This window comes from Clostridium sp. LY3-2 (assembly GCF_024705715.1).
In the GTDB taxonomy this organism is placed as follows: domain Bacteria; phylum Bacillota; class Clostridia; order Clostridiales; family Clostridiaceae; genus Clostridium.
Genome location: NZ_JAMDLQ010000010.1, coordinates 1 through 25223 on the forward strand (window position 1 = coordinate 1; position 25223 = coordinate 25223).

Genomic DNA, 25223 nt, shown 5'->3' on the forward strand with positions numbered 1-25223 from the left:
ACAAACTGTACATACAAATTTTTTCATAATAATCTCTCCTCTTCTTATAACACATTTATATTTAATATTTATTAATTTACTACTTACTTTTTAATGTATCTGGGCGTCAACCCCTTCTACATTTTTTATTATATAATAATTATTATCCGTTGTAAATAGCTTTTTTATTTTTTAATAATTTTTTTTATTTTTAATACGCTTTATAACCTTTCTAGCTTTTAACTTGAAAGGTTCTTTAAAAGTATATTCTAAATTAAAGTATTATATTTCATACTTTTGTGTTCATTAAAAAGAGGTCTTTAATTATCTTTTCATTTTGTCTTTAGTTAACTTAATTATTAGTTTAAAACTAATATCTTATCTGTTGTTAATCATGTATTCGGAGCTAATGATAACAGACTTTGTTATCATATCCTTAGATATTATCTTTTTATACAAACTTTTTTTCCTTATCTAACTCATATCCAACTTGTACTTTAATAACTTATATCGTACTAGTTAAGTTTGAAACATCTAGCTTCATAATTACCCGTTGTATACTTGCCTAAAGAAATATTGTTACTGTTAATAAAATAATTTTTATTACTAATATCAACTTTTGTTAAGATTAATCTTTCAATTTCTGCTTCTATAAATCAATGCTTTTCTTTTTATTTACGTTATAGATTAAAGTAGAAATATATTTTTAATTATTAATTTCTAAGATTTTAATTTAATGTTTATATGTGCTTTTAATAACTTAAAATGATAGTTAATTCCTTTTACTTCGCTAAATTCCTTTTAGTCTTAAAATTAAAAACTTCTTTAAATTAAGGTGTCCAATCTTAATATATAGAATAAAATATATTGCTTGTCCAGAGCATTATATAACTTTTAATTTTAAGTTTTAAGTTTTAAATGCATGAATGTATTATTGTTTAATTAAAATTTAGTATCTTCCCCAAGAACTTTATATTTTCCTTAAAACAAATGTGAATTTATGAATTAACATTAAACCTTATATATAGAAATTCCCCCTAATTAATAAAAATATATTTTTATGAGTATAGGTTAAACTATTTATTAATTAACCTTATCTCACTATTAGATTTTCGTAATTCAAACTTTAGACTTGAGTATTTTACCTTATAATAACCTTAATTCTTCATTAAATTTAGGTATAATATGCAAACCTAGAGTTTTTATAAACTTATATTTCTAATTATAAAAATTATTTGAAATTTTCAAAAAAATCTAAACTTTTCTACAATAGTATTATACTTACTTATAATGCTTTTAAAAGGCTTTAATTCTATTATTAACCATTTGTTTAATTTTATATTATAATTTTTTTTAAGTTTATTTGTAACCTCATTCCTTTTTTTACATATAGATATATTAAATTATACTTAGTGATTTGATTTTTCATAAAACATCTCCTTAATTTCAATAAAGAAATAGCAGGCATAATTAAATACCTGCTATTTTTTGCTCTGAAATAAAAAATAAATTTTTTCTGATATTGTACTTATAGCTTCTATAGCTTCTTTTTCTTTACATCTCTCTATAAGTATATTTAAAATGTAGTCTCCGTTTTGCGTGAAAATTATTCCACCATCATTTTGCACACCTCTAAGTTCACCACTTTTGTGTGCACTAACTATATTTTTAGGTAATTTATTTAAAATCTTAGAGTTGTTTTCGCACTTAATAAGCATCTCTAGCATAACTTTATCATATTCATTCCCTAAGCATTCACCTTTATATAATTTATAAAAAAGGTTATCTAGATCCTTTACAGAAGTGTAATTATCTATTCCTTCATCCTTTTTATCTTCATCCATCATCTTTCTTCTAAGAATAGTATCTTTAAATCCTAAGCTTTCTATAGTATTATTTATGTTCTCCATACCAACTAAATCTATAAGCATGTTTGTAGCTGTATTATCACTTTTTGAAATCATATATTCTACTAACTCACGAACTGTATACTCACTACCTACGTCTTTTCCTTTTAATACTCCATCTCCTAATGCCTTATCTTCTTCTTTTAATTTTACTTTATCAAATATTTTTAGATTTCCATATGATACTTGATTATAAACTTCAACCATAATAAAAGGTTTTATCATACTTGCTGATTTACTTCTTCTTTCTTTTATATAAATATGCTTATCCTCTTTTATATCTCTAAAGCTTGCTGAATAATCAAAATCATATTTACTGCACTCTTCTACTATAATTTCATTAATAGCCTTAAAAAAATCCTCATCACTTGTATCCTTTGGCTTTTCCTTTTCTGTTAAAACTTCTTCCCTTATAGGTTCTTCTTCTAAGGGCTTAGTATTTTCTATATTATTATTTTTATAATCCTCAACATTTTCATCCATCTTAACTCCACTAACACTCCCAACATCTAAAACAGCCAAGGTAAAACCGATAAAACCAAAAGCAATTACCCCTAAAATAATACCAATAAATTTTCTCATACCACCCTCCTCATAACTATTATATTACATTTTTACATTAATTACCCATATTATTATTAATTAAACCACTTTAATTTACTTTAATTTATTTTTACTAATCTATAATTTTAAATAAAAATAAAAGTTTAAATATCACTTTAAGTTAAATCTATCTAATATTTAGCTTTTTATAATCATTTTTAGTTTTAAAACGAAAAAAAAGCTAGAATACTTTTAGTACTCTAGCTTTATATAGCCCTAAAATGCGGCACACAATTTTCAGAGAAAAACTATTTTTTTCTGCTTTTAAACATTTTAAAAATAGCTAACCCTACTGCTGTAGCTGTAGCCCCTGCCGCTATATGTTTCTTATAATCTTTAATACTCTTTTTCTTAGTTATCTCTGGACTAACTAGTGATTTATCCCCAGATTTATTGTAATCTCTGTATAAAGATTTTAATATACTATATTTTTCTTCTGAAAAGTTCTTCATTATTTCTGAAGAATATCTATTTATATAAGCTCCTAAGCTTTCTTTATTTTTTCTAACTATTGGTTTTCCGTTATCTGTATCAAAAATATCATTTTCAATAGCTTTTCTCTCTAAAGCTCTTATTCTTTCTTCATCTGCACTTTCCATTAATAAATCTACTAAACTAATTTTAATTTCTAAAAAATCGTGGCCCATTAAAAACACATCCTTTATATCTATTTAAATTTTACTATCTACAATTATTGCCTTAAATTAATATTATTATAACTATATAATCTAATTATTTCTTTACAAAAAAACTAATTTTTAGCCCTATGTTTGAAATCTTTTTGTCACTTTTTATCTTAAAGTGCCGTCTTTGTTAAACTTTTTTTGATATTTTTTTAATGCTATAGTCTGAAAAAATAAATTTTCTTGTTTTGCCCAAGTAGAGATATTCATATAACAAACTACTGCTATAAATAAAACGAATATTATTATTTCATTTAATGTTATATTTCCAAAGCCTTTATTAACTAAAAATGTCATAATTAAATAAACTAATGCTACTATCCCCGTTCTTGATGCAATAAAACCAGTTTTCCCTATTCTTCTAGTTTTTTCCCATTTGTAAAGTTTTTTTTCATCTAAATATCCTAATTGCATATAAACCCCTTACCTTTCTTACTCTTTAGTTTGTTGTTTATCAGTCCCTTTTATGTAGTACTCTATACTACTTATGTATATTTTATATCATATTTTTACTTATTTCATCAAGTTATTTTTATATTAAGAATTTATTTACAATTAAACTAAATAATAATAAAAAAAGTGGCAATCGCCACTCTTTTTAAAGCATATCTCTTCTTAATTCCTCACTAGTTTTATTTGTTAAATATGAAAAAGGAATATCAAACACAGTTAAAGCGCCTCTTTTACCTTCTCTTTGAAGTCTATTTATAGCTCTAGCATAAGAAACTAAAACATTTGATGTAAATTCTGGGTTACTTTCAAGTTCTAATGAAAACTCTATTCTTTGTTTGTTGCCATTTCCTGTTTCACCTGTTCTTATTACAAATCCACCATGCTTCATAGTATTATGATTTTTATCAAATTCTGAATCTGAAATAAAATGTACCGTAGTATCGTAATCTGAAAAATAATTAGGCATCTCTTTTATTTCTTTTTCTATAGATTTTAAATCAGCCCCATCAAAAGGTACAACGTAGCATACCCTTTCATGTTTTTCTCTAGTTGTAAGGTCTGGGTTTACCCCGCTTCTTACTTTTTTTAAAGCCTCTTCTTTAGGGATAGTATATTGAATTCCTTTCTTAACTCCAATAACTCGTCTTATAGCATCAGAATGTCCTTGACTTACACCTGTTCCCCAAAAAGTATATTCCTTGCCCTTTGGTAAAATTACAGAAGATAAAAGTCTATTTAAAGAAAATAATCCTGGGTCCCAGCCTACTGATATAAGGCTTAATGTATCATTCTTTTTACACACCTTATCCATTTTGCTAAAATACATAGGTATATTAGCATGAGTATCAAAGCTATCTACAGTGTTAAATATCTCTCCTATCATAGGTCCTTGTTCTGGAAGGTCTGTAGCTGAGCCTCCGCAAAGTAACATTACATCAATTTCCTCTTTATAATCTGCTATTTCAGATATATGTTTAAATTTTACCCCCTCGACCTTAAATTCTTCTGGTTTTCTTCTTGTAAAAATAGCAACTAAGTCTATATCATCATTTTGCTTTATAGCTTTTAAGACTCCTTTTCCAAGATTTCCAAAACCAACTATCCCGACTTTGAAATTTTTCATTATTTTACCCCCATTTTTGATTTATATTATTTTATGTTTCATTTGTATAAATTTTACATTTATTCTTATTTAATTATATAAAACAAAAAATGCTATTGCAAAGTTAACTTTGCAATAGCATTTAATTTGTAGATTTATTCTCTTTCTGACTCTTCTTCTAAAGTTAATGATTCTACTTCTTCTGATTCCTCACTAGTTACAGAGTTATTTTCAAAAACTTTAATATAGATTTCTTTCATTTCACTCATAAGAGGATATCTAGGGTTTGCACCTGTACATTGGTCATCAAATGCCTGCTCAACCATTTGATCTAAAGTTGCATAGAAAGAATCTCTAGAAACTCCAGCTTCTTTTATACTCTTTGGCATTCCTACCTTTTCTTTTAAGTTATCTATTTCTTTTAAAAGTAATTCTACTTTTTCATCTTCTGATTCTCCACCTAAGTTTAAGTAATCAGCAATTCTTGCATATCTCCATTTTGCATTAGGATATTTGTATTGAGGGAATGCTGTTTGCTTTTTAGGTGCATCTTCTGCATTAAATTTAATTACTTCGTTTATTAAAAGCGCATTTGCAACTCCGTGAGGTATGTGGTGGAATGCACCTAGTTTGTGTGCCATAGAGTGACAAACGCCTAAGAATGCATTTGCAAATGCCATACCAGCCATAGATGCTGCGTGTGCCATTTTCTCTCTAGCTTTGATGTTTTCATTTCCGTTTTCGTAAGCTACTGGTAGATATTTAAATATTAATCTTATAGATTCTAAAGCTAACCCGTTAGTGTATTCAGAAGCTAATACTGACGCGTACGCTTCTAAAGCATGTGTTAAAGCATCAACTCCTGAAGCTGCTGTTAATCCCTTTGGCATACTCATCATAAGTTCTGCATCTACTATAGCCATGTTTGGAGTTAATTCGTAATCAGCTAAAGGATATTTAACTCCTGTATCTCCATCTGTTATAACTGCAAACGGAGTAACTTCTGAGCCAGTTCCAGCTGAAGTTGGGATAGATACCATCATAGCTTTTTGACCTAGTTCAGGGAACTTAAATACTCTCTTTCTTATATCCATAAATCTCATAGCTAAATCTTCAAATCTAACGTCTGGATGTTCATACATTACCCACATTATCTTAGCTGCATCCATAGGTGAACCGCCACCTACTGATATTATTACATCTGGTTTAAACTTTAACATATCTTCTGCACCCTTTTTAGCTGTTGCTAAAGTTGGGTCTGGCTCTACGTCTGTAAATATCTTAAAGTCAATGTTACAGCTCTCTAAAACTTCAGTTATTATATCTGTATATCCTAACTCAAATAAAACTTTGTCTGTAACTATAAATGCCTTTTTCTTACCTAAATCATGTAATTCTTTAAGGGCAACAGGTAAGCATCCATATTTAAAGTAAGTTTTTTCTGGAACTCTAAACCAAAGCATATTTTCTCTCCTCTCAGCTACACTCTTTATGTTTAATAAATGCTTAGGTCCAACGTTCTCTGAAACAGAGTTTCCTCCCCAAGAACCGCAACCTAAAGTTAAAGACGGAGCTAGTTTAAAGTTGTAGATATCACCTATAGCACCTTGAGAAGCTGGCATATTAACTAAAGTTCTAGCAGTTTTCATAGTTTCACCAAATAGTTTTATTCTATCTCTACTTTTAATTCCATTTGTGTAAAGAACAGAAGTGTGACCAAAACCTCCAAGTTCTATAAGCCTACTAGCTTTTTTTAGTGCTTCTTCAAAAGTTTTAGCTCTATACATCCCTAAAACTGGAGAAAGTTTTTCGTGAGAAAAAGGTTCTTCAAGTTCTACTGATTCAATTTCACCTATTAAAACTTTAGCGTTTTCAGGAACTTTGATTCCAGCAAGACTTGCTATTTTAAAAGCTGATTGACCAACTATATTTGCGTTTAGTCCACCTTTTTCATTAAGAATGATTTTACCTACAGCTTCTCTTTCCTTTTCGTTTAATATGTAAGCCCCTCTATCCATAAGTTCTTTTCTAACTTCGTGATAAATTTCGTCCATAATTATTAAGCTTTGCTCTGACGCACAAACTACTCCATTATCAAAAGTTTTAGATAAAAGGATAGAGTTAACTGCCATTTTTATGTGTGCAGTTTCATCAATGATAGCTGGAGTGTTTCCTGCACCAACCCCTATAGCTGGCTTTCCTGAAGAGTAAGCTGCTTTAACCATAGCAGGACCCCCAGTAGCTAAGATTATATCTGATTCGTGCATAACCTTTTGAGATAACTCTACAGAAGGTTCATCTATCCAACCTATTATTCCTTTTGGTGCGCCAGCTTTAACAGCTGCATCTAAAACTACTTTTGCAGCAGCTATAGTTGCATTTTTTGCTCTAGGGTGTGGGGAAATAATGATTGCGTTACGAGTTTTTAAAGCTATCAATGTTTTAAAAATAGCTGTTGAAGTAGGGTTTGTAGTAGGAACTATAGCAGCTACTACTCCTATAGGTTCCGCAACCTTTGTTATTCCAAAACTATCGTCCTCATCTATTATTCCGCAAGTTTTCATATCTTTGTATTGATTGTAGATATATTCAGCTGCAAAATGATTTTTTATAACTTTATCTTCTACAATTCCCATCCCACTCTCTTCTACTGCCATTTTAGAAAGTTCTATTCTCGCATTATTTGCAGCCATAGCAGCTGCTCTAAAGATTTCATCTACCTCTTCTTGAGAATATTTTGCATATTCTCTTTGGGCGACTCTTAAATCTTCTATTCTTTTTGATAATTCCTGTGAATTAGTTACTTTCATGAATTAATCTCCTCCTTAAATAAAATCTAGGATTAGTTTATTACTACTTCTAGTTTTTTATACTAAGGATTTAAAGTTTAACTAGCTAAATTTTAAAACTCACTATTTATTCAATACTTATCAAGGATAATTACGAAATTTAATTTAGTAAATCTTAAATTTTACTTTTTTAATTAAGATTATTTCTTTCTTTTAAATTTATTCTTATATTAACTTTAATTTTTATAAGCATAAAAAAGAAGCTAGGAAAGTCCTAGCTTTCTTAACTTCTTTTTATTTATAAAGATTTTTAAATTAGGTATATCTAATTTATCTATATGAATCTTTTAATATATTTAGTACCGCTTCATCATTTATTTCTATAGGGTCTACTAAGAATAAGCCTCCCATAGTTTCTCTTGCATTTTTAACGTATTTTTCTAAATTATCCTTATCAATATTAAAATCACTCATCTTCAATTCATTAACTTCACACTCTCTTTGAAGTTCTAATAAAACTTTAACGAAATCCATAGCTTCTTTTGCATCTTTTTTTCCTAAAGCCTTAGCCATATCAATCATTCTCTCATTACACTTTCCACTTTTTGCTATAAAAGTGTAATAAGCTTCGCTTATCATTATAAGACCAGCACCATGAGTTAAATCTTGATGATAAGCACTTAAAGCATGCTCTATAGAATGCTCTGAAGTACATCCTGATGTAGATTCAACAAACCCAGATAAAGTGTTTGCAAGTGCTATATCACTTCTTGCTTCTATATCATTTCCATTTAATACAGCCTTTTTAAGTGACTTTCCTATAAGTTCAATTGCTTTAAGTGCGTAAATATCACTCATAGTATTTGCAGTTTTATTTAAATATCCTTCTGTACTATGGAATAAAGCATCAAATCCTTGATAAGCTGTTAGCTTTTTAGGAACTGAAAGCATAAGTTCTGGATCAACTACTGCAATACTTGGGAATGTTTTTTCATATCCAAATCCTATTTTTTCATTTGTATCTTCATTTGTTATTACTGTCCAAGGGTCTACTTCTGTTCCAGTTCCAGCTGTAGTAGTTATTGCTATAACTTTTAAAGGATCATTTTTAACAGGCTTTTCTTTTCCAGTTCCCCCTGATATGTAATCCCAATAATCTCCGTCGTTTGTAGCCATAACTGATATACTTTTAGCACTATCAATACTGCTTCCACCACCAAGACCTATAACAAAGTCACACTTTTCTTCTCTTGCTAAAAGCGCCCCTTCCATAACGTGGCTTTTTATTGGGTTTGGAAGAATTTTATCAAATACAACATATGAAACATTTGCTTTTTCTAATTCTTTTTCTAACCTTTCTAAATAACCATATTTTTTAACTGATTTACCTGATGAAACTACTATTAAAGCTTTTTTACCTGGTAATTCCTCTTTGTGTAAATTATTTAATTGCCCTTTTCCAAAAAGTAATTTTGTTGGCATGTGATAATTAAAATTCATTTTTAATTCCTCCTAAATTCTTATAAAATTTATCCTTTATATAAATCCTACACTTTAGAGTTAACTCTAAGTCAACAACCTTTTATTATTTTTTTTATTTTTTTAAATATATAGTATACTAAGTATAAGTTTATGTTTCTTAAGGGGGATTTATTATGGGTTATTCAGTAAAGCAAGTATCTGATAAAACAGGGCTAAGTTCATACACAATAAGATATTATGATAAAGAAGGTTTACTTCCTTTTATTAAGAGAAATGAAAAAGGAAATAGAATATTTAATGATCAAGATTTAGAATGGTTAAGTTTAATTCATTGCCTTAAAAACACAGGAATGCAATTAAAAGAAATAAAAAGGTATATAGATTGGTACGTTGAAGGCTCTAGTACTTTTAATCTTAGAAAAGAGATGCTAATTAAACATAGAGAAGAGGTCTTAAAAGAATTAGACGCTCTTAAATTAAATCTAAAGAAAATAGATGATAAGATAAATTACTACTATAAAAATGAAAATGACATACATCCTAATTTAAAATTATAATTTTAAATATATCTATCTATTTATCATAAATACAGTTTTAAATATATAGATAAAAAGGTATTAGCACTAAATTTTTAGTGCTAATACCTTTATTCCATATCACTATTTAAAACCTTTTTAAATTTACTTAATACTTCTCGTACAAGACTAGAATCTAATTGTTTGTAAGTTTCTAAGTAGCCTGCTTCTTGTACCCTCGAAAATATATTCTTACTTAAATCCATCCAAAGCTCTGGGATATAAACCCAAACTATCTCTTCGTAGCTACAGCTTAATAAGAAGTGTTCTACTCCCCAAAATACGTAATCTTCTATTTTGTGAAGTTTATTAAAAAATTCGTAATCAGAAACTACTTTATCACTTAGTTTATATTCATAGATATCTACAAAGAAATAATCAAAAGTCTTAGCCTTAGCTTTATAAGCATCACCTTTTACTATTTTTATCTTAGGATTCTTTTTAAAACTATTTTCGTAAAGTTTTATTACATCTTCTGAAAATTCGTATACAGTTACGCTTTTAACTTTTTGGTTTTTTGCAATCTCGTTTACTGTGTACCCGAGTCCAAGACCTACTACTCCAACATTTCCATGTGCATTTTTTATAATAAAATAAGTACTTTCAACTTCTCTTATATCAAGTCTCATCCAATACTTATCATCACTTCTAAGTTCTAAAATTGGTATATCTATATCTTCATCTATATCATGAAGATATCCATTCATATTTTCCTTTATCCCATCTTTTTTTAGAATTTCGTGCTTTCCACTTTTACCTAATTTTATTTTTTTATTATATTCATTTATTTTTTCTAAAACAAATTCTTTTTCATATGGTTTCACTAAAACCATCCTTTCTATTACCACAAATCTTTTATATCTAATAATATTATAACCAAAAACCTTTTTAATAAATAGTTTTTATTTTATTTAATTCCGACCATTTGACTTTGATTTAAATTATGATACAATATTATTAAGAAAATTTATTAATAAAGGATGGTTATTTTATGAAAAACATAAACTTAAGTGAAGAAGCATTTAACGAATTTAAAGCTTTCTTAGAAGAAAATAAAGTAGAAGATTTCAACATAAGAATTAATTTAGGCGGAATGGCTTGTAGCGGTCCTGTTTTCAACATCGAAATAAGCGAAGCTACTGATGACGACGTAGTTGAAACTATAAACGATATTAACTTTATCGTAGAAAAAAGATTAATAGATGATTTCGGTGGATTCATAATCCTATCATCAGAAGAAAATGAAGGAAGAGGCTTAAGCTTAAAACCAGTTATCGCACCAGAAGGCGGATGCGGTTCTTGCGGTGGTGGATGTCACTAATTTACTATAGGAATATTTTGTAGTAATATTATGTAGTGTATCAGTAAAAAATATTACTGATACACTATTTTTTATATTTGAAAAGGAGGAAAAGATTATGAAGTTTATGACTATAAGCGATGAAGCTTACAACGAATTTAAAGATTTTTTAGTTCAAAACGAAGTTAAAGATTTTAATATCAGAATTAATTTAGCAGGCGTTGGCTGAGGAGGCCCAGTATTTAATATTGTTCTGGATGAACAATCAGATAGCGACTTATTAGAAAAAATAGCTGATATTAACTTTATAGCTAAAAAGGAATTGATTGATGAATATGGTGGATTTACTATATTATCATCAGAAGAAAATGGGGATAGAGGTTTAACTCTAAAACCAAACAACTCACCTGAATCAGACGGTTGTGGTTCTTGCGGTGGCGGATGCCACTAATTTTAAGAAAAGCTTCCTCTAAGATTTAGGGGAAGCTTTTTTATAAAAAGAAAAACTCCCAAAAGGAGTTTATAAACAATTTAATTTAATTTTTGCACTTTTATTTCACTTACAAAGTCATAATCATTATACTCTGAATTTATGGTATTTATGTTATCTATAACATTTATATAATACCTTTTATCTATGAATTTTTTAAGCTTTTCTTCGCTTTGTAAATCTTTCAAATAATTATTTGTAAAGTCTACATAACTTTTATTTGTGTTTAAAGCTAATTCATATAAAACTTTAAAATCTTCTAAAGATTTCCCCTCTAAAACAAGCTTATCTTTTTTTGTATTCATAATATTTAATAATATATTTTCTAAATATGTAGAAATTCTTGCATAAATATCATTTTCTAAAACCTTAAGACCATTTACATCTTTTTTATTAAAATTAAATATGATGTTTTGTCTGTAAAATGAGTAATCATTTATTAATTCTATTAAAGCTTCATCTATAGTTTTATAGTTTGAATAAAGATTTAATAATTTGCTGTTTGGTATACTACCACTATCTATAGCATTTTTAAGAATTTCTAAATTTTTAGAATTTCTAGTGTTTATAAGCTCTGCATTCTTGTAGGATTTCTCACCTATTCTATATTCATCTTTATCTCTTTTGTATGATAAATATATATTCATTCCAAAACTAATAATAAGAACTATTAATAATAACGATCTATATTTTTTCAAAACAAATCCTCCCTATCTAATAGTATTCTATCATAAAGATGAATATTTTCCTAACAATTTATTCATATTTGGCTTTTAAACCCTTCTATCTAGCCCAATCGTGGATAACTCCTCTTATCATATTTAAAGCCGCAGAGCCACCTTCACCCTCTACAGAATCTTTATTTAATTTTTTAATTATACCGAAGCTGTTATTTAAAGAAAGTTCATCTTTTCCAGTTAAAACCCAGATTATCCTCTTACTTTTAGGAGAAACTAAAAGTTCCTTTTCACCGACTCCATCTGTAAAATAAATAAGGAGTTTCTCTTTTAAATTATTTCTATTTATATAATCAAAAACTGGTGAAAATTTTGTGCTTCCAGAATTATTAAACCTTGGCTTAATATCTTTTGGAGTTTTCACGTTATAAACTCTTCTTACTTCGTTATCACACTCTATTATTTTTATTTTATCAACTCTTCCTTTTATTATTCCAAGGACCTCAATGATTATCTTTTCAATATCTTTTTGAGTCATACTTGCACTTATATCTATAGCTACTATTATTTCTGGAACTGAATCTTTAAGCTTTCCTCTTAAGTCAACCCTATCGCTTTGCCTTCTATCTCTTCTAACTATAGTTTTTTTGTATCCTGATTTAACTGTTGGAATCATTCTTTTTAATAGTTTTTGCCAAGTTATTTGTGATTTTTCACTATAGCTCTCTATAATTTTAAGTATGTTTATAGGAGTATCTCCTTTATTAGAACTTAGGGCTGTCTTCTTAGTTAAATCTTTTACTCTATCTAAGTCTATCTCTATATCTTCCCAAGCATCGTGTGCTGACTCTATATCATACTCTCTTTTAACTTTGTCACTTGATTTGCTATCTTTTTTAGATTTCTTTTCTCTAATTTTTATAGCTTCGTTTATTTTTTCAGCATAATAATCTATAGGCATATCTTCTTTCATATTTAAATTATACTCTAAGTTTATAGAGTCAAGCCTTTTGCAATCCATAGGCAAATGCTTTATAAATTGATTTATAGAGATATCTAAAGCTATATTTACAGCTTCCTTTGAATAAGAATCTCTAAGTTCCTTTTCTCTTATGTAGTGGCTAAACATAATATGATATATCTCGTGTTTAAATAAAGCTTCCATTTCCCTTTTAGTTGCATTTAAAAATAATATAGGGTTAAAACTCATCTTAAACCCTGATATTTCAGGTATAGTTGATAAAGGGTAGCTTATATCAAGTCTTATTTTTCTCTCTATTTTTAGCATAAAGTTACCAAAGAAACTATCATCGCTGCTTACGTTATCTATTATTACCTTTGTAACTAAATCAAAAAATCTTCTTTTAAACATATCTGATACATCATTAATACTCTTAAATTCTAATACTTCTTTTAATAAAAGATTTTTTTCATCTTCAAAACTATTTAACCCTATCATTTTTCTAACCTCCAGGCTTTACACATATATATCAAAAAATGCATCTATAAATTCATCAGAATCTAATAATTTTTCATATATCTCTTTAGGACAATCTTGTTTTATCTCTTTCATAATCCCAAGTCTTAAATCTCTAGGATATAGCTTTAAAATCTCCCCAAATATATTAAATTCATTTTTATATTCTTCTAAATCATTAATATAATTAATAGCTCTTCTTCCTAAAATATATAATCTTGAATTACTTTCTTTAAGTATTCTTTCTTTTAAATCCACAGGTAATGAATCTAACTTAAATACATCTTTTGGATTTATTAGTGGCTTTCTATTTTCTTTTATGAAGTTTGCAAAATCAGTTGAAATACTAACTCCAATATTACCCTTAACAACACTTAATAAAGTATCAAAAGAAATTTTACCATTTGAATTTTTGTAGATAGTATAACTTTTTGAAACTCTTTCATAACTTCTAGGCGTAGGTTTTACACTTTCATTTGAATAAGGTCTATGTAAATAGTCTGGAAAACTTGATATAAATTCTATTATGTCTTCGTGTATGCTTTTACTTTGCATAGCCCATTTAATCCATTCTTTTACGTCAGATTCCATCTCTAGCCAAACAAATCTATCCTCTTGTGCTGGGTCCATATCAACTACTGCAGAAGAACTATCTAAAAAGTTATCATACTTATTTGAAGGGTTCATAGCAGCTATTATTTTTACGTCTTTACCTAGCTCGTAGCCATTTATTTCTCTATTTAATATTAAATTCATAAGTTCTTGCTGAACTGCGTGTTCACACCTGTTTAATTCATCTATGAATAATAAAACTTTATATCCTCTTTGAACATAATTTTCTACTTGTAATAATTTATTATGAGTTGCATAAATAGTTCTTCCTCTATCTACTACAGGTAATCCTCCTATCTCTCCCTCTTTTAAAAGGTTAGCATCAAGAGTGATAAGCTTATGATTTGTCTTCTCTGCTATTTCTCTTGCTAAAGCTGTTTTACCTATACCACTTTCACCTATTATTAATGGGACATCGTTTGATTCTATAACTAACATACATGCTTCTAATACGTCTGAATATTTCATTTTTCTAACTCCTTATAACTTACAGTCAATTAATAACTTTTTAGCGCTCTTATCACCATATTCATATACAAATGCAATTTTATTCATTTCAAGTATCTCTAAATCTAAAAATGCCTTCATATATTCTCTAGTCATTTCTTTTTTATCTAGTTTATCTATCAATACATCAACAACTAATTCTGGGTCAATAGTATCATATATATACTTAACAACATTTATGTTATCTTTTATAAATAGCTTAAGTTCATCAAAAGTATAGTTACCTAAATAATTTATAGCTTCTTCATTTAGGGTAATAGCTAATCTTTTCGCCTTAAGAGTTGGTGATTTTATAAATTTTATAGCTCCAAAGTGGTTGCTTATAGCTTTTAGCTGGACTTCTTCACTTGGATTTTCAATATATTTAATTGCATCATAATCTTTTTCTACAGCTAATAGTTGTAATTCTTCACTAGGATTTTCTACATATTGAATTGCAAGCCCCTTAGCCTTAATAGCCCTTTTTATAATATTTTTAGTTGGATTTTTAATATATTTTAGTGAATTCCAAAGGCTTGTAACTGCAAGAAGTCCTACTTCTTAACTGCTACTTCTTGTATTATTTTATCTGGGTTTTCTATATATTTTATAGTCATGCCATTAGCTTTAACAGCCTCTAATTTTATTTCATAACTTGGATTTTTAATTTCTGAAATTTTTTTAGGGTTCTCTTTTATTTCGTTTAATAATCTTTTATCAGCTATCATTTTTACGCTCTCCACTCTTAATAATAATTATTCTTTAATTTACATTATTATATCATTTCTTACCCTTTCACTCAACTTTGAATTACTAATAGCTCTAATAAGAAATTTCTATATAACATTATAATTATACTAATTTATAATTTAAGTGGAAACTACTTATTGTAAATATATTCCTTGAAGTTAAAAAGTTTTTTACTACTGGTACTAACTACCATGTCCATACAATTTTCTTGAACCTTTATATAGTCTCTCTACACCCCTACAACATTGTTTTGCTTCTTTGTTGGTATTTTACTAAAATTGACTGAATAAAGGCATTTTTTTATGTCCATAATCAAAATAACTAAAAAAATCAAAATTTTTCGAGGTGAGATTATGGTACATACATCTACTTGTCCCCATTGCAATTCAAAACATTTTATTAAATACGGTAAATATAGATGCGTCCAAAGGTATCAATGCAAGGATTGTCTTAAAACATTTAATGAAGGGACTGGACTTGTCTGGCATAACACTAGAAAGCGTGTAGAACTTTGGGATAAATATACTCGTCTTATGCTATCTGGTGCTACTATAAGAGATTGTGCAGATAGATTAAATATCTGTATAGAAACTTCTTTTAGATGGAGACATAAAATCTTAAAGCACATCGGAACTTATACAGATTCTAGAAGAACTCATATCGTTACAGCTATAAGACATACTAAATTCTTAGAAAATTTTAAAGGGCAAAAGACTCCTCCCGTTTGCACTATTTCTAGAAGAAAAAATATATTCGTAGCTACTACTATCAATAAAAACAATTACTCTCTAGCTAAGATATCCTTTGATTCTATGAGCCCTACAAATGAATCTATAGAGAATTTATTAAATGAATTTAACCCTGTATTTAATACTTATTTCTTGCCTGGAAAAGATAGGTTTTCTTACCTCGTATCGAAGAAATTAAACTATGCTCTTCATAAAAAGAAAGAATTAGAGATTTCTAAAGAAGAGGGTGAAATTTTACTTAGTCACTGCTCTGATTTTATATTGAATTTAAGAAGATGGCTTAAAAAATTTAGAAGTGTTGCTACAAAATATCTTCAAGTTTATTTAAATTGGTTCGTATATATTTACGAAGGATCTTATGAAAAACATACTATTTTATCTAATTTAATAAGTTCTATTTTTTGTGTAAAAGTGATTTAGTTTTCCTTAAAATAGCTCCTAATATATTTGTATTTTAAGAGCTTGTCCTTCTTAATTTTACTTGTCTACTTTTATCTTTTTTCAGGTAGCTTGTCTTGACAATTTGTACTTGTCCAAAATATCAAAACTTTACCCAAATATAGCGAAAATCCCTTGTACCAATAATATCTCGTAACAATGTTGTAGTTTTTTTCATTATTTATTATTTGTTATTGATCAGCTCCTACCGCCCATTTATTACCAAACAGTAACATGCTAAAGCTACCGCTTCAATCTAATATTTTCTCAATAAAAAAAAACTAGCTTTAAGCACACTATATAATTTTATAATTTTCCAACGTAAAAAAAGTGACTAAACTTCTTTTAAGCTTAACCACTTTTATAAATAAATAACTCTTTTTTAAGAGTTTATATTAAATTTCTTAAATTTTATATAACTTAATCTCTATACTTATCTACTTCTTTTTTTATTGAATTTAAAAGATGACTTAATTCTGATACATCCCCTTCATCAATAAGTTTATTTAATGATTTTTCATATCTACTAGCTTCTGGTATTTTACCTAAAGAAATTAAAGTTAAGATCTTATTCATTATATCTGAGATTATTGCAGATTTAACTTCGAATAATTTTTGTGCATCCTTTACTTCATCTTTAATCATAAGCATCTCTTCATCTAAAGTAAATGCAGCATCTGCAGCTGTCTTTAGCTTGCACTGAAGTTCTTCTGGGATTCTCTTTTTATATTTATAATTTAAAGAATGCTCTATAGTTGCCCAAAAGTTCATAGCTAAAGTTCTTATTTGAAATTCTGCAAGGATATCGACTGGCCCTTCAGCCATATTAACTTGATACTTTATAATCATATGATAACTTCTGTAACCACTAGATTTAACATTTCTAACATAATCTTTTTCATATAATACTTGCATATCTTTTCTAGTTCTTATAAGTTCAACAACCCTATCTATATCATCAACAAATTGGCACATTACTCTAAGCCCTGCGATATCTTCCATTTCGTATCCTACTCTATCTACAGGTATCCCAAATTTATTTGCTTTTTCTAATATGCTAGAAATTTCCTTAACTCTTCCAGTTATAAATTCTACTGGAGAATATTCATTTTTCTTTCTATATTCTTTTCTAATACTTTTAAATTTAACTTTTAGTTCATCTACCGCTTGTTCGTATGGAACTAAGAAACTTTTCCAGTTATTTATAGCCATTTTAACCACCCTATTTCAATTCTACACTTTATTATATCAAAAACAAGTCTTTCCTGTAACTATGTTTTCTATTCTATTTTTATTACAAATGTTGTATTATTATTATGAACAAATTTTTATCTCGAGGTGCTCTAAAAATGACAGAACCAAATTACATCAATGACACGTTTACAAAAAACATTACTTGTCCAGTTTGCCAAAATAATTTCACAGAAACTGCTGTGAAAACGAATTCCCCACGAATTACCTCTAAAGATAGTGATTTTTTTATACGATATAAAGCTATAAACCCTTATTTTTATGATGTATGGATATGCCCAAGGTGTGGTTATGCAGCTATGAAAAGTGAATTCAATAATTTAAGAAGTTCTGAAAAACCAGTTATAATAAATAAAATAACTGATAGATGGAAACAAAAAACTTATCCTTACTTTTTAGATGTTGATTTAGCTATAGAAAGGTACAAGCTTGCCCTTGTAACTGCTCTAGCTTTAAACAAAAGTATGAGTTCCCCATCTATGATTTCACTTAAAATAGCTTGGATGTATCGTATAAAAAACGACACTAAAAGCGAATTATCATTTTTAAAGAAAGCTTTAAATGGGTTTTTAAAAGCTTATTCAGTTGAAGACTTTCCTATCTTTGGTATGGATAGAGATTCTTTTAATTATTTAATTGGAGAGTTATTTAGAAGAACAGATGATAATGAAAATGCTCTTATATGGTATTCAAAAGTTATAATGACTGTTGGTGCTTCACATAGAGTTAAGGAACTTGCTAGAAATGGTAAAGATTTAATTAAATCATAAATTACAATCAAAAATTTCGATTTATAAAAGGAGGATTATTTATGGGATTATTTAAAAAAACCTCTGTAGCAGAAACACAAACTACAAATCCCGTAGAGGCTACACGAGAAACTAAAGACACAAACAAAAATTCAGGAATATCAAATAAGATTATTTCTGACATTCAAAGTATTAGCGCTGCAAGTAATGAAATTTCAAATAATGCAAGAGATATAAATTCTTCATTATCAACATTAAGTAATGCTACTGTATCACAAGGACATGAAATCAATTCTGCTTCAAATCTTTTAAAAGATTTTAATAGTTCAATTGAAAATATAGCTATTAGTATAAATGAAGTTCATACTAAAGTATTAGATACAGATAAACTTGCAAATACAGGTTTAAAAACTATAGATGAACTTGATACATCTTTAAATGACTTAGAAAAGGCATTTTCTGTTTCAAGTAATACTGTAGATGCGTTAGTTGATAAACTAGAATCTGTAAACTCAATTACTGACTCTATAAGCCAAATCGCAAGTCAAACTAACCTTTTATCACTAAATGCTGCAATAGAGGCTGCAAGAGCTGGTGAAGCTGGTAAAGGCTTTTCTGTAGTTGCTGGTGAAGTTAGAAAACTTGCCGAAAACTCAAAACAAGCTGTTCAGAGTATAACTTCTATTTTAGAAGAAATTAAGCATGATATATTAAATGCTTCTTCTGCAATGAAAAATGGTAACAGCGCAGTTGAAATTCAACATAAAACTATTACAGTAACTAAAGATAGTTTCACAAATATAAAATCATCAATAGATGCTTCAACAGCAGATATAAATGAATGTATTGAGAGTGTTGTTTCAGCATCTGTTTCTACTCGTGAAGTTGTTTCTTCTGTTGAGAAAGTAAATTCACTAATTCAAGAAAATACTGCTTTAACTGAGGAAATAGCATCAACTATGGACTTACAGGTCTCATCAATTAATTCATTAAATCATAGTATAAGTTCAATTGAAAGATCTTTATAAAAACAAAAACTCAAGGAATTTTCCTTGAGTTTTTTTATTTTAATCTAAAATCTTTTTTGGCATAAAGTTTAAATAATCTGAAGAAGTCATAATGTATTCTACGTCGTTTCTAAGTCCATTTAAAACTCTATTTAAAGCTGGACCGTGTAAATGCCCATAAATAACTTTTTCTACTTTGTATTCTTCTACGATTCTTGTAAATTCAGAATCATCAAATCTTTCGTTTGTTGGCGGATAATGAAGCATTACTATAAGCTTTTCATATCCAGCTTTTTTAGCTTCATCTAAAGAAAGTTTAAGTCTTATACATTCACGATCAAATATCTTCTTATCGTGTTCTGTGTGTCTATCTCCTAAATTACAAGGCCATCCACGGGTTCCGCAAATAGCATAATCTTCGTATACATAAAAATTATTTTGCAGAAATTTAGTTTTTTCAAACATCTTGTTAAGTTTAGTTATACTGCTCCACCAATAATCATGATTTCCTTTAGAGATTATTTTTTTACCTGGAAGACTGTCTAGCCACTTTAAATCTTCTTCGCTTTCATTAGGTCTCATCGCCCAAGAAATATCACCAGCTATTAAAACAGTATCTTCTTCTGTAATATTTTCTAACCAATTCTCTTTTATCTTTTCATCATGATTTGCCCAGTTTTCACCAAATATGTCCATAGGCTTATCTGTATTAAGAGATAAATGTAGGTCTGCTATAGCATATAATGCCATTCTTATCACCTTTCCATTCTTTTATCTAAATCTGTAACATAGGCAATTACGTGAGCAACTGCTTCGTATAGTTCTGGAGGGATGTTATCTCCTACATCTACGTTGCATAAAAGGTCTGTTAGCTCTTTGTTGTAAACTACAGGAACATCATTATCTTTTGCGTTTTCTAAAATCTTATCTGCAATATGTCCCATCCCAGCTGCTGTTACTACCGGTGCTTCTATATTCATTTCATATTTTAATGCTGCTGCTTTTCTTCTTTGTGACACTTTTATACACCTCCAAATCATTTTTCGCCTTAAATACTTCTTTAATTATATATAGTTTTATACCATTATATCAAGTGCTCTGTTATTATCATCTGCGAAAAATTCTCTACAATCACTTAAAGATACTTTCATACTTACTTCGATGCTTGGGTAAAATCCTAAAGTTTTAAGCCCTTCTACTAAAGCTTCTCTACCAGTTTTTAAGAGAGTTACGTACTCATTCTCACACTTTAAATCTACTTTAAGATTTTTATTATTTACTGTAAGATAACTATCTATCATACCTAAGTTTATAGTTTTTACACTAACTACAAGCTTAACGTTTGTTTTATCTATCTTTTTACCATCTTTTCTATCATCTTTAATTATAAGTTTACACGGGTATTCCCTTTCCTCCCTTTGAATAGGAAGGTCTAAATAATAGTATTCGTTACTAATTGAATTAAATACTTTAAAATCACTTATGTTTTCTTTTATTAACTGCATAACTTTTTCACTTGCACTTGTATCTAATCCTTTTAATGTTTTATTTATTATATCTTTCATAACATCAATTTTAGCTTCAGCTTCAAGCCTTACTATATCTTTACTTTGCATTCCTTTTAAAAGTGCTTCTTTTATTTCATCTTTAGCTTTTGGTGAAATCAAATCCTCTAAAGATTTAATCTCATTTTCTAAGTTTTTTAAATTTGAATCCTTTAAAACAGAGGAATCTAGTTTAGAATCAGGCTTTAATCCAGAACTTGAATCTTTATTTAATAATTTTAAATTATAGTCTTCTGTATCTACTGCTTCTGTATTATTTCCATCCTCTAATAATATATTCTTATTTTCTTCTGTAATTAAACTGCTTAAGTCAACCTTTTCATTTATTACAGATTTAATAGAGCTAAATTCAGCCTCAGTAAGCTTTATATCACTTTTAAAGATATTGCTTAAAGATTTCTCTAAATCCTTTTTAGTAAAGTCATAAACTGTTTTATCTTCACCTAGGTTATTTTTTAAAACTTCTATAAATTCATCATCATTTATATTACTTAATAGATTTTGTATTTTATTTAAATCTTCATTTCCTATACTGCTATTATTTTTAATATCTTTACTTAATATATCTTTAGTTAGATTAGTTAAATCTTTGCTTCCACTTTCTGAAACAATATTTTTTAATATCTCTAAAACACTAACCTTACCAGAACCTTCATAAACTTTAGATAAAGCACTATTAATATTTTCAGTATTTTTTAAAGTACTTGTGTTTTCCTTTAAATTGCCTTCTATATCCTTAGTAGTTTGGATGTCTTTAGGGGTTACATCACCATTTTTAATTTCTTTAGTTAATTCACTTTCTTCTTTTAAAGATATATCTTTTAATATATCTGGATTTTCTATAAGCTTTTTGCCAAGTTCTTTAAATAAATTACTAACTCCGCCATCTTCTTTAAATAACTTATTAAAACTATCTATATTTTCTTTAGTTAAATCAATATTATTTTCTAAAAAAATCATTATGTCTTCTTTTGACATAGTTTTAAAGGAACTAAAAAAGTTTTTAAGCAAGTCATTTATCTTTTGACCTTCAGGGCTCTTTAAATCAATACCCTTACTTTGAAGATACTTTAAAATAAAATCTTCTCCTTCTTTAGGATTAATATTTAACTTTTCACTAAACTGAATAATAGATTTAAACTTTTTTATGTTTTCCTTAGTTAGTGGAATGTCCCTTTTTATCATCTCTCTTAAAAGCTTTTCATCATCTTTTGATAATCCCTCTTTTTTGATTATCTCATCTAGATTATCTTTTATTGTATCTAAAGAAGGTTTCGCTTCTTCACTTACAACTTTAAGCTTAACTTTTCCATCTTTAAATTCACTTACTTCAAATTTTAGATTTTTCCCGTTTTCTAAATCTACATCACCATCTATTTCAGCTTTAAACTGCCAACCGTCCGAAGTTTTAATGGTAACCTCATTTCCTTCACCTTTTGCTGTTATCTTACCTTTGAATTTTTCTCCAAGTTTAAAAGTTATCTTACTTGAAATTTTCTTATTCTCTACGTTATATCCGTTATTAACACCCCAAATGCTTGGCATAATTATTCCTCCAAAATCGTCTTCTTGTTCTTTAATTATCGTATTTATTATACTTTTTTTTATAGCCATTTAAGAGTATTATGTATATCCTTAAAACACTTACTTAAAATTATATATAAAAAAAATAATTTATGTTAAAATAAATCATTGATAGGAGTGATTTTAAAATGGCAAAAAAAATCCAAACTCCAACCTATCTAAAAATTGCTATGGATATAGCTTCTAGGATAGTGAATGGAGATTTTAAAGAAGGCGAAAAAATATCTGGCCGCTCAACACTTGTTAGTATATATAATGTTTCTCCAGAAACTATAAGGCGTTCTCTAGCCCTACTTAAAGATATGAATGTGGTAGATGTTTTTGAGAAGTCTGGAATTAGAATTCAAAGCAAAGAAAATGCTAGTGAATTTTTAAAAGCTTTTAAGCGAAAAAATGAATTTGCAATAATAAAAAAAGATATTTATGATATATTAGAAGAAAAAAAATCAATTGAAAAAGAATTAGAAGATAAGGTTTCTAACCTAATAGATTTTGCAACTAGCCTTAGAAATGTAGGTTTGATCATCCCCTATGAAAGTTTAGTAGAACCAAACAGTTTAATGATTGGTAAAACTTTAGGAGAACTTAACTTTTGGCATAAAACAGGTGCTACTATAGTTGGAGTTAAAAGAAAAGAAGAACTTTTCTTATCTCCTGGACCTAATTTTCAAATTATTCAAAACGATATTTTAGTTTATGTTTGTAATAATGATGTAGTTGATAAAGTAAAAGAATATATTACTTAAATAAAATAGAAGGATACTATAATTTTAGCATCCTTCTATTTTCCTTATATTACCATTTATTTTTTACTATTTACTTTTTTCTTCTATATTACTTCTAATTCTATTTTGTTTTTATTTAAATTAAATCTATATAGGGTTATTTTATGATGATTTTAAAAATTTTGGAACATCTGTTTTTGAATCTGCGTTTATATTTACATACATACTAACGTTAAACTTACTGCTTAAAGATTTCATTCTCTCAAAAAGATTATGTGTTTCACTTATGTCACAGGAAACTATGTCTAATAATTCATCAACATATATTTTATCAATATCGTAATTTTGAGAGACAATTCCACACAAAAGCCCATAGAAATCTTCACAATTAGATACTTTAAAGTCACATGCTGACACAAACCTTATCTTAGTATCTATGTTAGACCTATTCTTTTTGCTGTAGTCAATATAAACAGCTTCCCCCTTTGAATTCATCACACCGTTATTTGCAAGTTCAATTAGTCTTTTAGTTTTTCCCGAACCTCTCTCATCACAAAACACTTGAATCAACTTAGGACCACTCCTTATTTATAGTTATAGTTAATTTATATTCATAACAAAAAAAGATATGCAAATGTTTGCATATCTAAATAATAAAGTCACTAATTATAACTTTGTTTTTACCAGACGATTTAGCTCTATAAAGAAGTATGTCTGCCTTTTTGATTACTTTAGTTAAATTTTTACCGTCTATTGGATAAAACCCTATTCCAAAGCTTGCAGTTATACTAGCTTTATCTTCATCCATCTCTATTATATTTTCTTCTATAGATTTTCTTATATCTTCGACTTTTTCATAAATCTCTTCTGTGTTTTTTATATCTTTTATAAAAATCGCTAATTCTTCGCCTCCATACCTTGCAAGAATAGCTCTTTTATCTAATTTACTTAAAATTAGTTTGCTAGTTTGAATTAAAACTTCGTCACCAAATTGGTGACCGTAAGTATCATTAAATTTTTTAAAATTATCTAAATCTATCATAACAACCGCATAAGGATTGTCATTAAATTCTACATATTCACTTATCTTTTGAAAAAAGTATTTTCTGTTGTAAATCCCGATTAAAGGATCTCTCTTTGTTAAATCTTTTAATTCTTTATAAAGCATTGCATTTTCAATAGAAATCGCAATTTGATTTGATATAGATGTTAAAAATACCTTTTGGTCTTCATTTAAAGAATTTTTAATTACGCTATCTACTATTATGTATCCTATAAATTTAATTCTAATTTTAATAGGAACTCCCATTATAGACCTTACAGCTACTCCGTATTTTTCGTAGGATCTTAAAGGTTTATCTGAGTTGAATAAAAATTCTTTTTTATTTTTTATAAAGAATTTTTCTTCCTCATTTAAAACTATATCACCACCTCTAATATTAGTTGCTTTTACCTTTAATTCACCATTTTCTTCTAGAAGAATTGTAGAATGAGATACCCCTAAAAGTCCAACTATCATATCATTTATCATAGAGACTAAATTTTTACTACTTAAATATGAGTTAACGTATTTGCTAATTTCTACTATATTTACTAATGCATCTATATCTTTCTCTAGCTTAATATTCCTTGTATTGATTTGTTGCATATTATCTTCTACAACTTTTTGATATCCCTCGTACTCTTTCCTTAATTCCTCATACCGTTCCTTATATTTATCCATTATTTCCCCCACACCAAATATAAATATTTATGAGTATATAATAACCTTATTTTTGATATTTATCAAA

The 25223-nt window shown here is 27.9% G+C and carries 23 protein-coding genes and 1 pseudogene; 7 read left to right on the top strand and 17 right to left on the bottom strand.

The genetic code is table 11. From position 1 onward, the window contains the following. Positions 1 to 1460: 1460 nt before the first annotated feature. The 6 genes from M4I33_RS02115 to M4I33_RS02140 form a co-directional block, all read right to left on the bottom strand. On the bottom strand, positions 1461 to 2468 hold the full coding sequence (locus M4I33_RS02115; RefSeq protein WP_257915226.1) for a serine hydrolase: 1008 nt from the start codon (positions 2466 to 2468) through the stop codon (positions 1461 to 1463). Positions 2469 to 2737: 269 nt separating this feature from the next. After that, positions 2738 to 3136, bottom strand: coding sequence for a hypothetical protein (locus M4I33_RS02120; RefSeq protein WP_257915227.1), 399 nt, complete (start codon positions 3134 to 3136; stop codon positions 2738 to 2740). 144 nt (positions 3137 to 3280) lie between these two features. Next, entirely contained in the window at positions 3281 to 3586 is a 306-nt protein-coding gene (locus M4I33_RS02125) for a hypothetical protein (protein ID WP_257915228.1), read from the bottom strand. A 184-nt stretch (positions 3587 to 3770) separates the two neighbouring features. Then, positions 3771 to 4748, bottom strand: coding sequence for a diaminopimelate dehydrogenase (locus M4I33_RS02130; protein ID WP_257915229.1), 978 nt, complete (start codon positions 4746 to 4748; stop codon positions 3771 to 3773). A gap of 134 nt (positions 4749 to 4882) precedes the next feature. After that, positions 4883 to 7537 carry a bifunctional acetaldehyde-CoA/alcohol dehydrogenase gene (adhE, locus tag M4I33_RS02135; RefSeq protein WP_257915230.1) on the bottom strand — a complete coding sequence of 885 codons (2655 nt, stop codon included), beginning with the start codon at positions 7535 to 7537 and terminating at the stop codon, positions 4883 to 4885. Positions 7538 to 7846: 309 nt separating this feature from the next. Next, a complete protein-coding gene (locus tag M4I33_RS02140) occupies positions 7847 to 9016 on the bottom strand; it encodes an iron-containing alcohol dehydrogenase (RefSeq protein ID WP_257915231.1) in 1170 nt (389 codons plus the stop codon). A 155-nt stretch (positions 9017 to 9171) separates the two neighbouring features. On the opposite strand from M4I33_RS02140, the gene M4I33_RS02145 reads away from it, so the two are divergent. Next, positions 9172 to 9555 carry a MerR family transcriptional regulator gene (locus M4I33_RS02145; protein WP_257915232.1) on the top strand — a complete coding sequence of 128 codons (384 nt, stop codon included), beginning with the start codon at positions 9172 to 9174 and terminating at the stop codon, positions 9553 to 9555. A gap of 89 nt (positions 9556 to 9644) precedes the next feature. On the opposite strand, the gene M4I33_RS02150 is transcribed toward M4I33_RS02145, so the two are convergent. Continuing rightward, entirely contained in the window at positions 9645 to 10406 is a 762-nt protein-coding gene (locus M4I33_RS02150) for an rRNA adenine N-6-methyltransferase family protein (RefSeq protein WP_308367038.1), read from the bottom strand. Between the two features lie 158 nt (positions 10407 to 10564). Here M4I33_RS02150 and M4I33_RS02155 point away from each other — a divergent pair, with 158 nt between their 5' ends. Next, positions 10565 to 10894 carry a HesB-like protein gene (locus M4I33_RS02155; protein WP_257915234.1) on the top strand — a complete coding sequence of 110 codons (330 nt, stop codon included), beginning with the start codon at positions 10565 to 10567 and terminating at the stop codon, positions 10892 to 10894. 97 nt (positions 10895 to 10991) lie between these two features. Next, on the top strand, positions 10992 to 11324 hold the full coding sequence (locus M4I33_RS02160; protein WP_257915235.1) for a HesB-like protein: 333 nt from the start codon (positions 10992 to 10994) through the stop codon (positions 11322 to 11324). A gap of 80 nt (positions 11325 to 11404) precedes the next feature. On the opposite strand, the gene M4I33_RS02165 is transcribed toward M4I33_RS02160, so the two are convergent. The 4 genes and pseudogenes from M4I33_RS02165 to M4I33_RS02180 form a co-directional block, all read right to left on the bottom strand. Beyond that, positions 11405 to 12061, bottom strand: a complete 657-nt coding sequence (locus M4I33_RS02165) for a hypothetical protein (protein ID WP_257915236.1) — start codon at positions 12059 to 12061, stop codon at positions 11405 to 11407. A gap of 85 nt (positions 12062 to 12146) precedes the next feature. After that, positions 12147 to 13499, bottom strand: coding sequence for a VWA-like domain-containing protein (locus M4I33_RS02170; protein ID WP_257915237.1), 1353 nt, complete (start codon positions 13497 to 13499; stop codon positions 12147 to 12149). 18 nt (positions 13500 to 13517) lie between these two features. Continuing rightward, positions 13518 to 14597, bottom strand: a complete 1080-nt coding sequence (locus M4I33_RS02175) for an AAA family ATPase (protein WP_257915238.1) — start codon at positions 14595 to 14597, stop codon at positions 13518 to 13520. A 12-nt stretch (positions 14598 to 14609) separates the two neighbouring features. After that, positions 14610 to 15343: pseudogene (locus M4I33_RS02180) on the bottom strand (hypothetical protein). A gap of 375 nt (positions 15344 to 15718) precedes the next feature. Here M4I33_RS02180 and M4I33_RS02185 point away from each other — a divergent pair. Beyond that, positions 15719 to 16534: a hypothetical protein gene (locus M4I33_RS02185; RefSeq protein WP_257915239.1), complete on the top strand. Its 816-nt coding sequence runs from the start codon at positions 15719 to 15721 to the stop codon at positions 16532 to 16534. 438 nt (positions 16535 to 16972) lie between these two features. On the opposite strand, the gene M4I33_RS02190 is transcribed toward M4I33_RS02185, so the two are convergent. After that, positions 16973 to 17764 (bottom strand): GTP pyrophosphokinase family protein, encoded by a 792-nt coding sequence (locus M4I33_RS02190; RefSeq protein ID WP_257915240.1) that lies wholly within the window; start codon positions 17762 to 17764, stop codon positions 16973 to 16975. Between the two features lie 137 nt (positions 17765 to 17901). On the opposite strand from M4I33_RS02190, the gene M4I33_RS02195 reads away from it, so the two are divergent. Further along, positions 17902 to 18573, top strand: coding sequence for a DUF2225 domain-containing protein (locus M4I33_RS02195; RefSeq protein ID WP_257915241.1), 672 nt, complete (start codon positions 17902 to 17904; stop codon positions 18571 to 18573). Positions 18574 to 18614: 41 nt separating this feature from the next. Further along, entirely contained in the window at positions 18615 to 19580 is a 966-nt protein-coding gene (locus M4I33_RS02200) for a methyl-accepting chemotaxis protein (protein ID WP_257915242.1), read from the top strand. Between the two features lie 39 nt (positions 19581 to 19619). Here the strand turns inward: M4I33_RS02200 and M4I33_RS02205 are convergent, their stop codons facing one another. The 3 genes from M4I33_RS02205 to M4I33_RS02215 are packed head-to-tail and all read right to left on the bottom strand — an operon-like array spanning position 19620 to position 22669. Further along, on the bottom strand, positions 19620 to 20309 hold the full coding sequence (locus tag M4I33_RS02205; RefSeq protein ID WP_257915243.1) for a metallophosphoesterase: 690 nt from the start codon (positions 20307 to 20309) through the stop codon (positions 19620 to 19622). A gap of 5 nt (positions 20310 to 20314) precedes the next feature. Then, positions 20315 to 20578: an EscU/YscU/HrcU family type III secretion system export apparatus switch protein gene (locus M4I33_RS02210; protein ID WP_194191102.1), complete on the bottom strand. Its 264-nt coding sequence runs from the start codon at positions 20576 to 20578 to the stop codon at positions 20315 to 20317. A gap of 57 nt (positions 20579 to 20635) precedes the next feature. Next, positions 20636 to 22669, bottom strand: coding sequence for a hypothetical protein (locus M4I33_RS02215; protein ID WP_257915244.1), 2034 nt, complete (start codon positions 22667 to 22669; stop codon positions 20636 to 20638). A gap of 167 nt (positions 22670 to 22836) precedes the next feature. On the opposite strand from M4I33_RS02215, the gene M4I33_RS02220 reads away from it, so the two are divergent. Further along, positions 22837 to 23454: a TrkA C-terminal domain-containing protein gene (locus M4I33_RS02220; RefSeq protein ID WP_257915245.1), complete on the top strand. Its 618-nt coding sequence runs from the start codon at positions 22837 to 22839 to the stop codon at positions 23452 to 23454. Positions 23455 to 23595: 141 nt separating this feature from the next. On the opposite strand, the gene M4I33_RS02225 is transcribed toward M4I33_RS02220, so the two are convergent. Further along, positions 23596 to 24003: a hypothetical protein gene (locus tag M4I33_RS02225; RefSeq protein ID WP_257915246.1), complete on the bottom strand. Its 408-nt coding sequence runs from the start codon at positions 24001 to 24003 to the stop codon at positions 23596 to 23598. A gap of 76 nt (positions 24004 to 24079) precedes the next feature. Next, on the bottom strand, positions 24080 to 25156 hold the full coding sequence (locus M4I33_RS02230; protein ID WP_257915247.1) for a sensor domain-containing diguanylate cyclase: 1077 nt from the start codon (positions 25154 to 25156) through the stop codon (positions 24080 to 24082). Between the last annotated feature and the right edge of the window lie 67 nt (positions 25157 to 25223).

What these genes read in the sequence shown, in the direction of transcription:
- M4I33_RS02115 (WP_257915226.1), bottom strand. Translation starts at nt 2,468, where the DNA reads ATGAGAAAATTTATTGGTATTATTTTAGGGGTAATTGCTTTTGGTTTT.
- M4I33_RS02120 (WP_257915227.1), bottom strand. Translation starts at nt 3,136, where the DNA reads ATGGGCCACGATTTTTTAGAAATTAAAATTAGTTTAGTAGATTTATTA.
- M4I33_RS02125 (WP_257915228.1), bottom strand. Translation starts at nt 3,586, where the DNA reads ATGCAATTAGGATATTTAGATGAAAAAAAACTTTACAAATGGGAAAAA.
- M4I33_RS02130 (WP_257915229.1), bottom strand. Translation starts at nt 4,748, where the DNA reads ATGAAAAATTTCAAAGTCGGGATAGTTGGTTTTGGAAATCTTGGAAAA.
- adhE (WP_257915230.1), bottom strand. Translation starts at nt 7,537, where the DNA reads ATGAAAGTAACTAATTCACAGGAATTATCAAAAAGAATAGAAGATTTA.
- M4I33_RS02140 (WP_257915231.1), bottom strand. Translation starts at nt 9,016, where the DNA reads ATGAATTTTAATTATCACATGCCAACAAAATTACTTTTTGGAAAAGGG.
- M4I33_RS02145 (WP_257915232.1), top strand. Translation starts at nt 9,172, where the DNA reads ATGGGTTATTCAGTAAAGCAAGTATCTGATAAAACAGGGCTAAGTTCA.
- M4I33_RS02150 (WP_308367038.1), bottom strand. Translation starts at nt 10,406, where the DNA reads ATGGTTTTAGTGAAACCATATGAAAAAGAATTTGTTTTAGAAAAAATA.
- M4I33_RS02155 (WP_257915234.1), top strand. Translation starts at nt 10,565, where the DNA reads ATGAAAAACATAAACTTAAGTGAAGAAGCATTTAACGAATTTAAAGCT.
- M4I33_RS02170 (WP_257915237.1), bottom strand. Translation starts at nt 13,499, where the DNA reads ATGATAGGGTTAAATAGTTTTGAAGATGAAAAAAATCTTTTATTAAAA.
- M4I33_RS02175 (WP_257915238.1), bottom strand. Translation starts at nt 14,597, where the DNA reads ATGAAATATTCAGACGTATTAGAAGCATGTATGTTAGTTATAGAATCA.
- M4I33_RS02185 (WP_257915239.1), top strand. Translation starts at nt 15,719, where the DNA reads ATGGTACATACATCTACTTGTCCCCATTGCAATTCAAAACATTTTATT.
- M4I33_RS02190 (WP_257915240.1), bottom strand. Translation starts at nt 17,764, where the DNA reads ATGGCTATAAATAACTGGAAAAGTTTCTTAGTTCCATACGAACAAGCG.
- M4I33_RS02195 (WP_257915241.1), top strand. Translation starts at nt 17,902, where the DNA reads ATGACAGAACCAAATTACATCAATGACACGTTTACAAAAAACATTACT.
- M4I33_RS02200 (WP_257915242.1), top strand. Translation starts at nt 18,615, where the DNA reads ATGGGATTATTTAAAAAAACCTCTGTAGCAGAAACACAAACTACAAAT.
- M4I33_RS02205 (WP_257915243.1), bottom strand. Translation starts at nt 20,309, where the DNA reads ATGGCATTATATGCTATAGCAGACCTACATTTATCTCTTAATACAGAT.
- M4I33_RS02215 (WP_257915244.1), bottom strand. Translation starts at nt 22,669, where the DNA reads ATGCCAAGCATTTGGGGTGTTAATAACGGATATAACGTAGAGAATAAG.
- M4I33_RS02220 (WP_257915245.1), top strand. Translation starts at nt 22,837, where the DNA reads ATGGCAAAAAAAATCCAAACTCCAACCTATCTAAAAATTGCTATGGAT.
- M4I33_RS02230 (WP_257915247.1), bottom strand. Translation starts at nt 25,156, where the DNA reads ATGGATAAATATAAGGAACGGTATGAGGAATTAAGGAAAGAGTACGAG.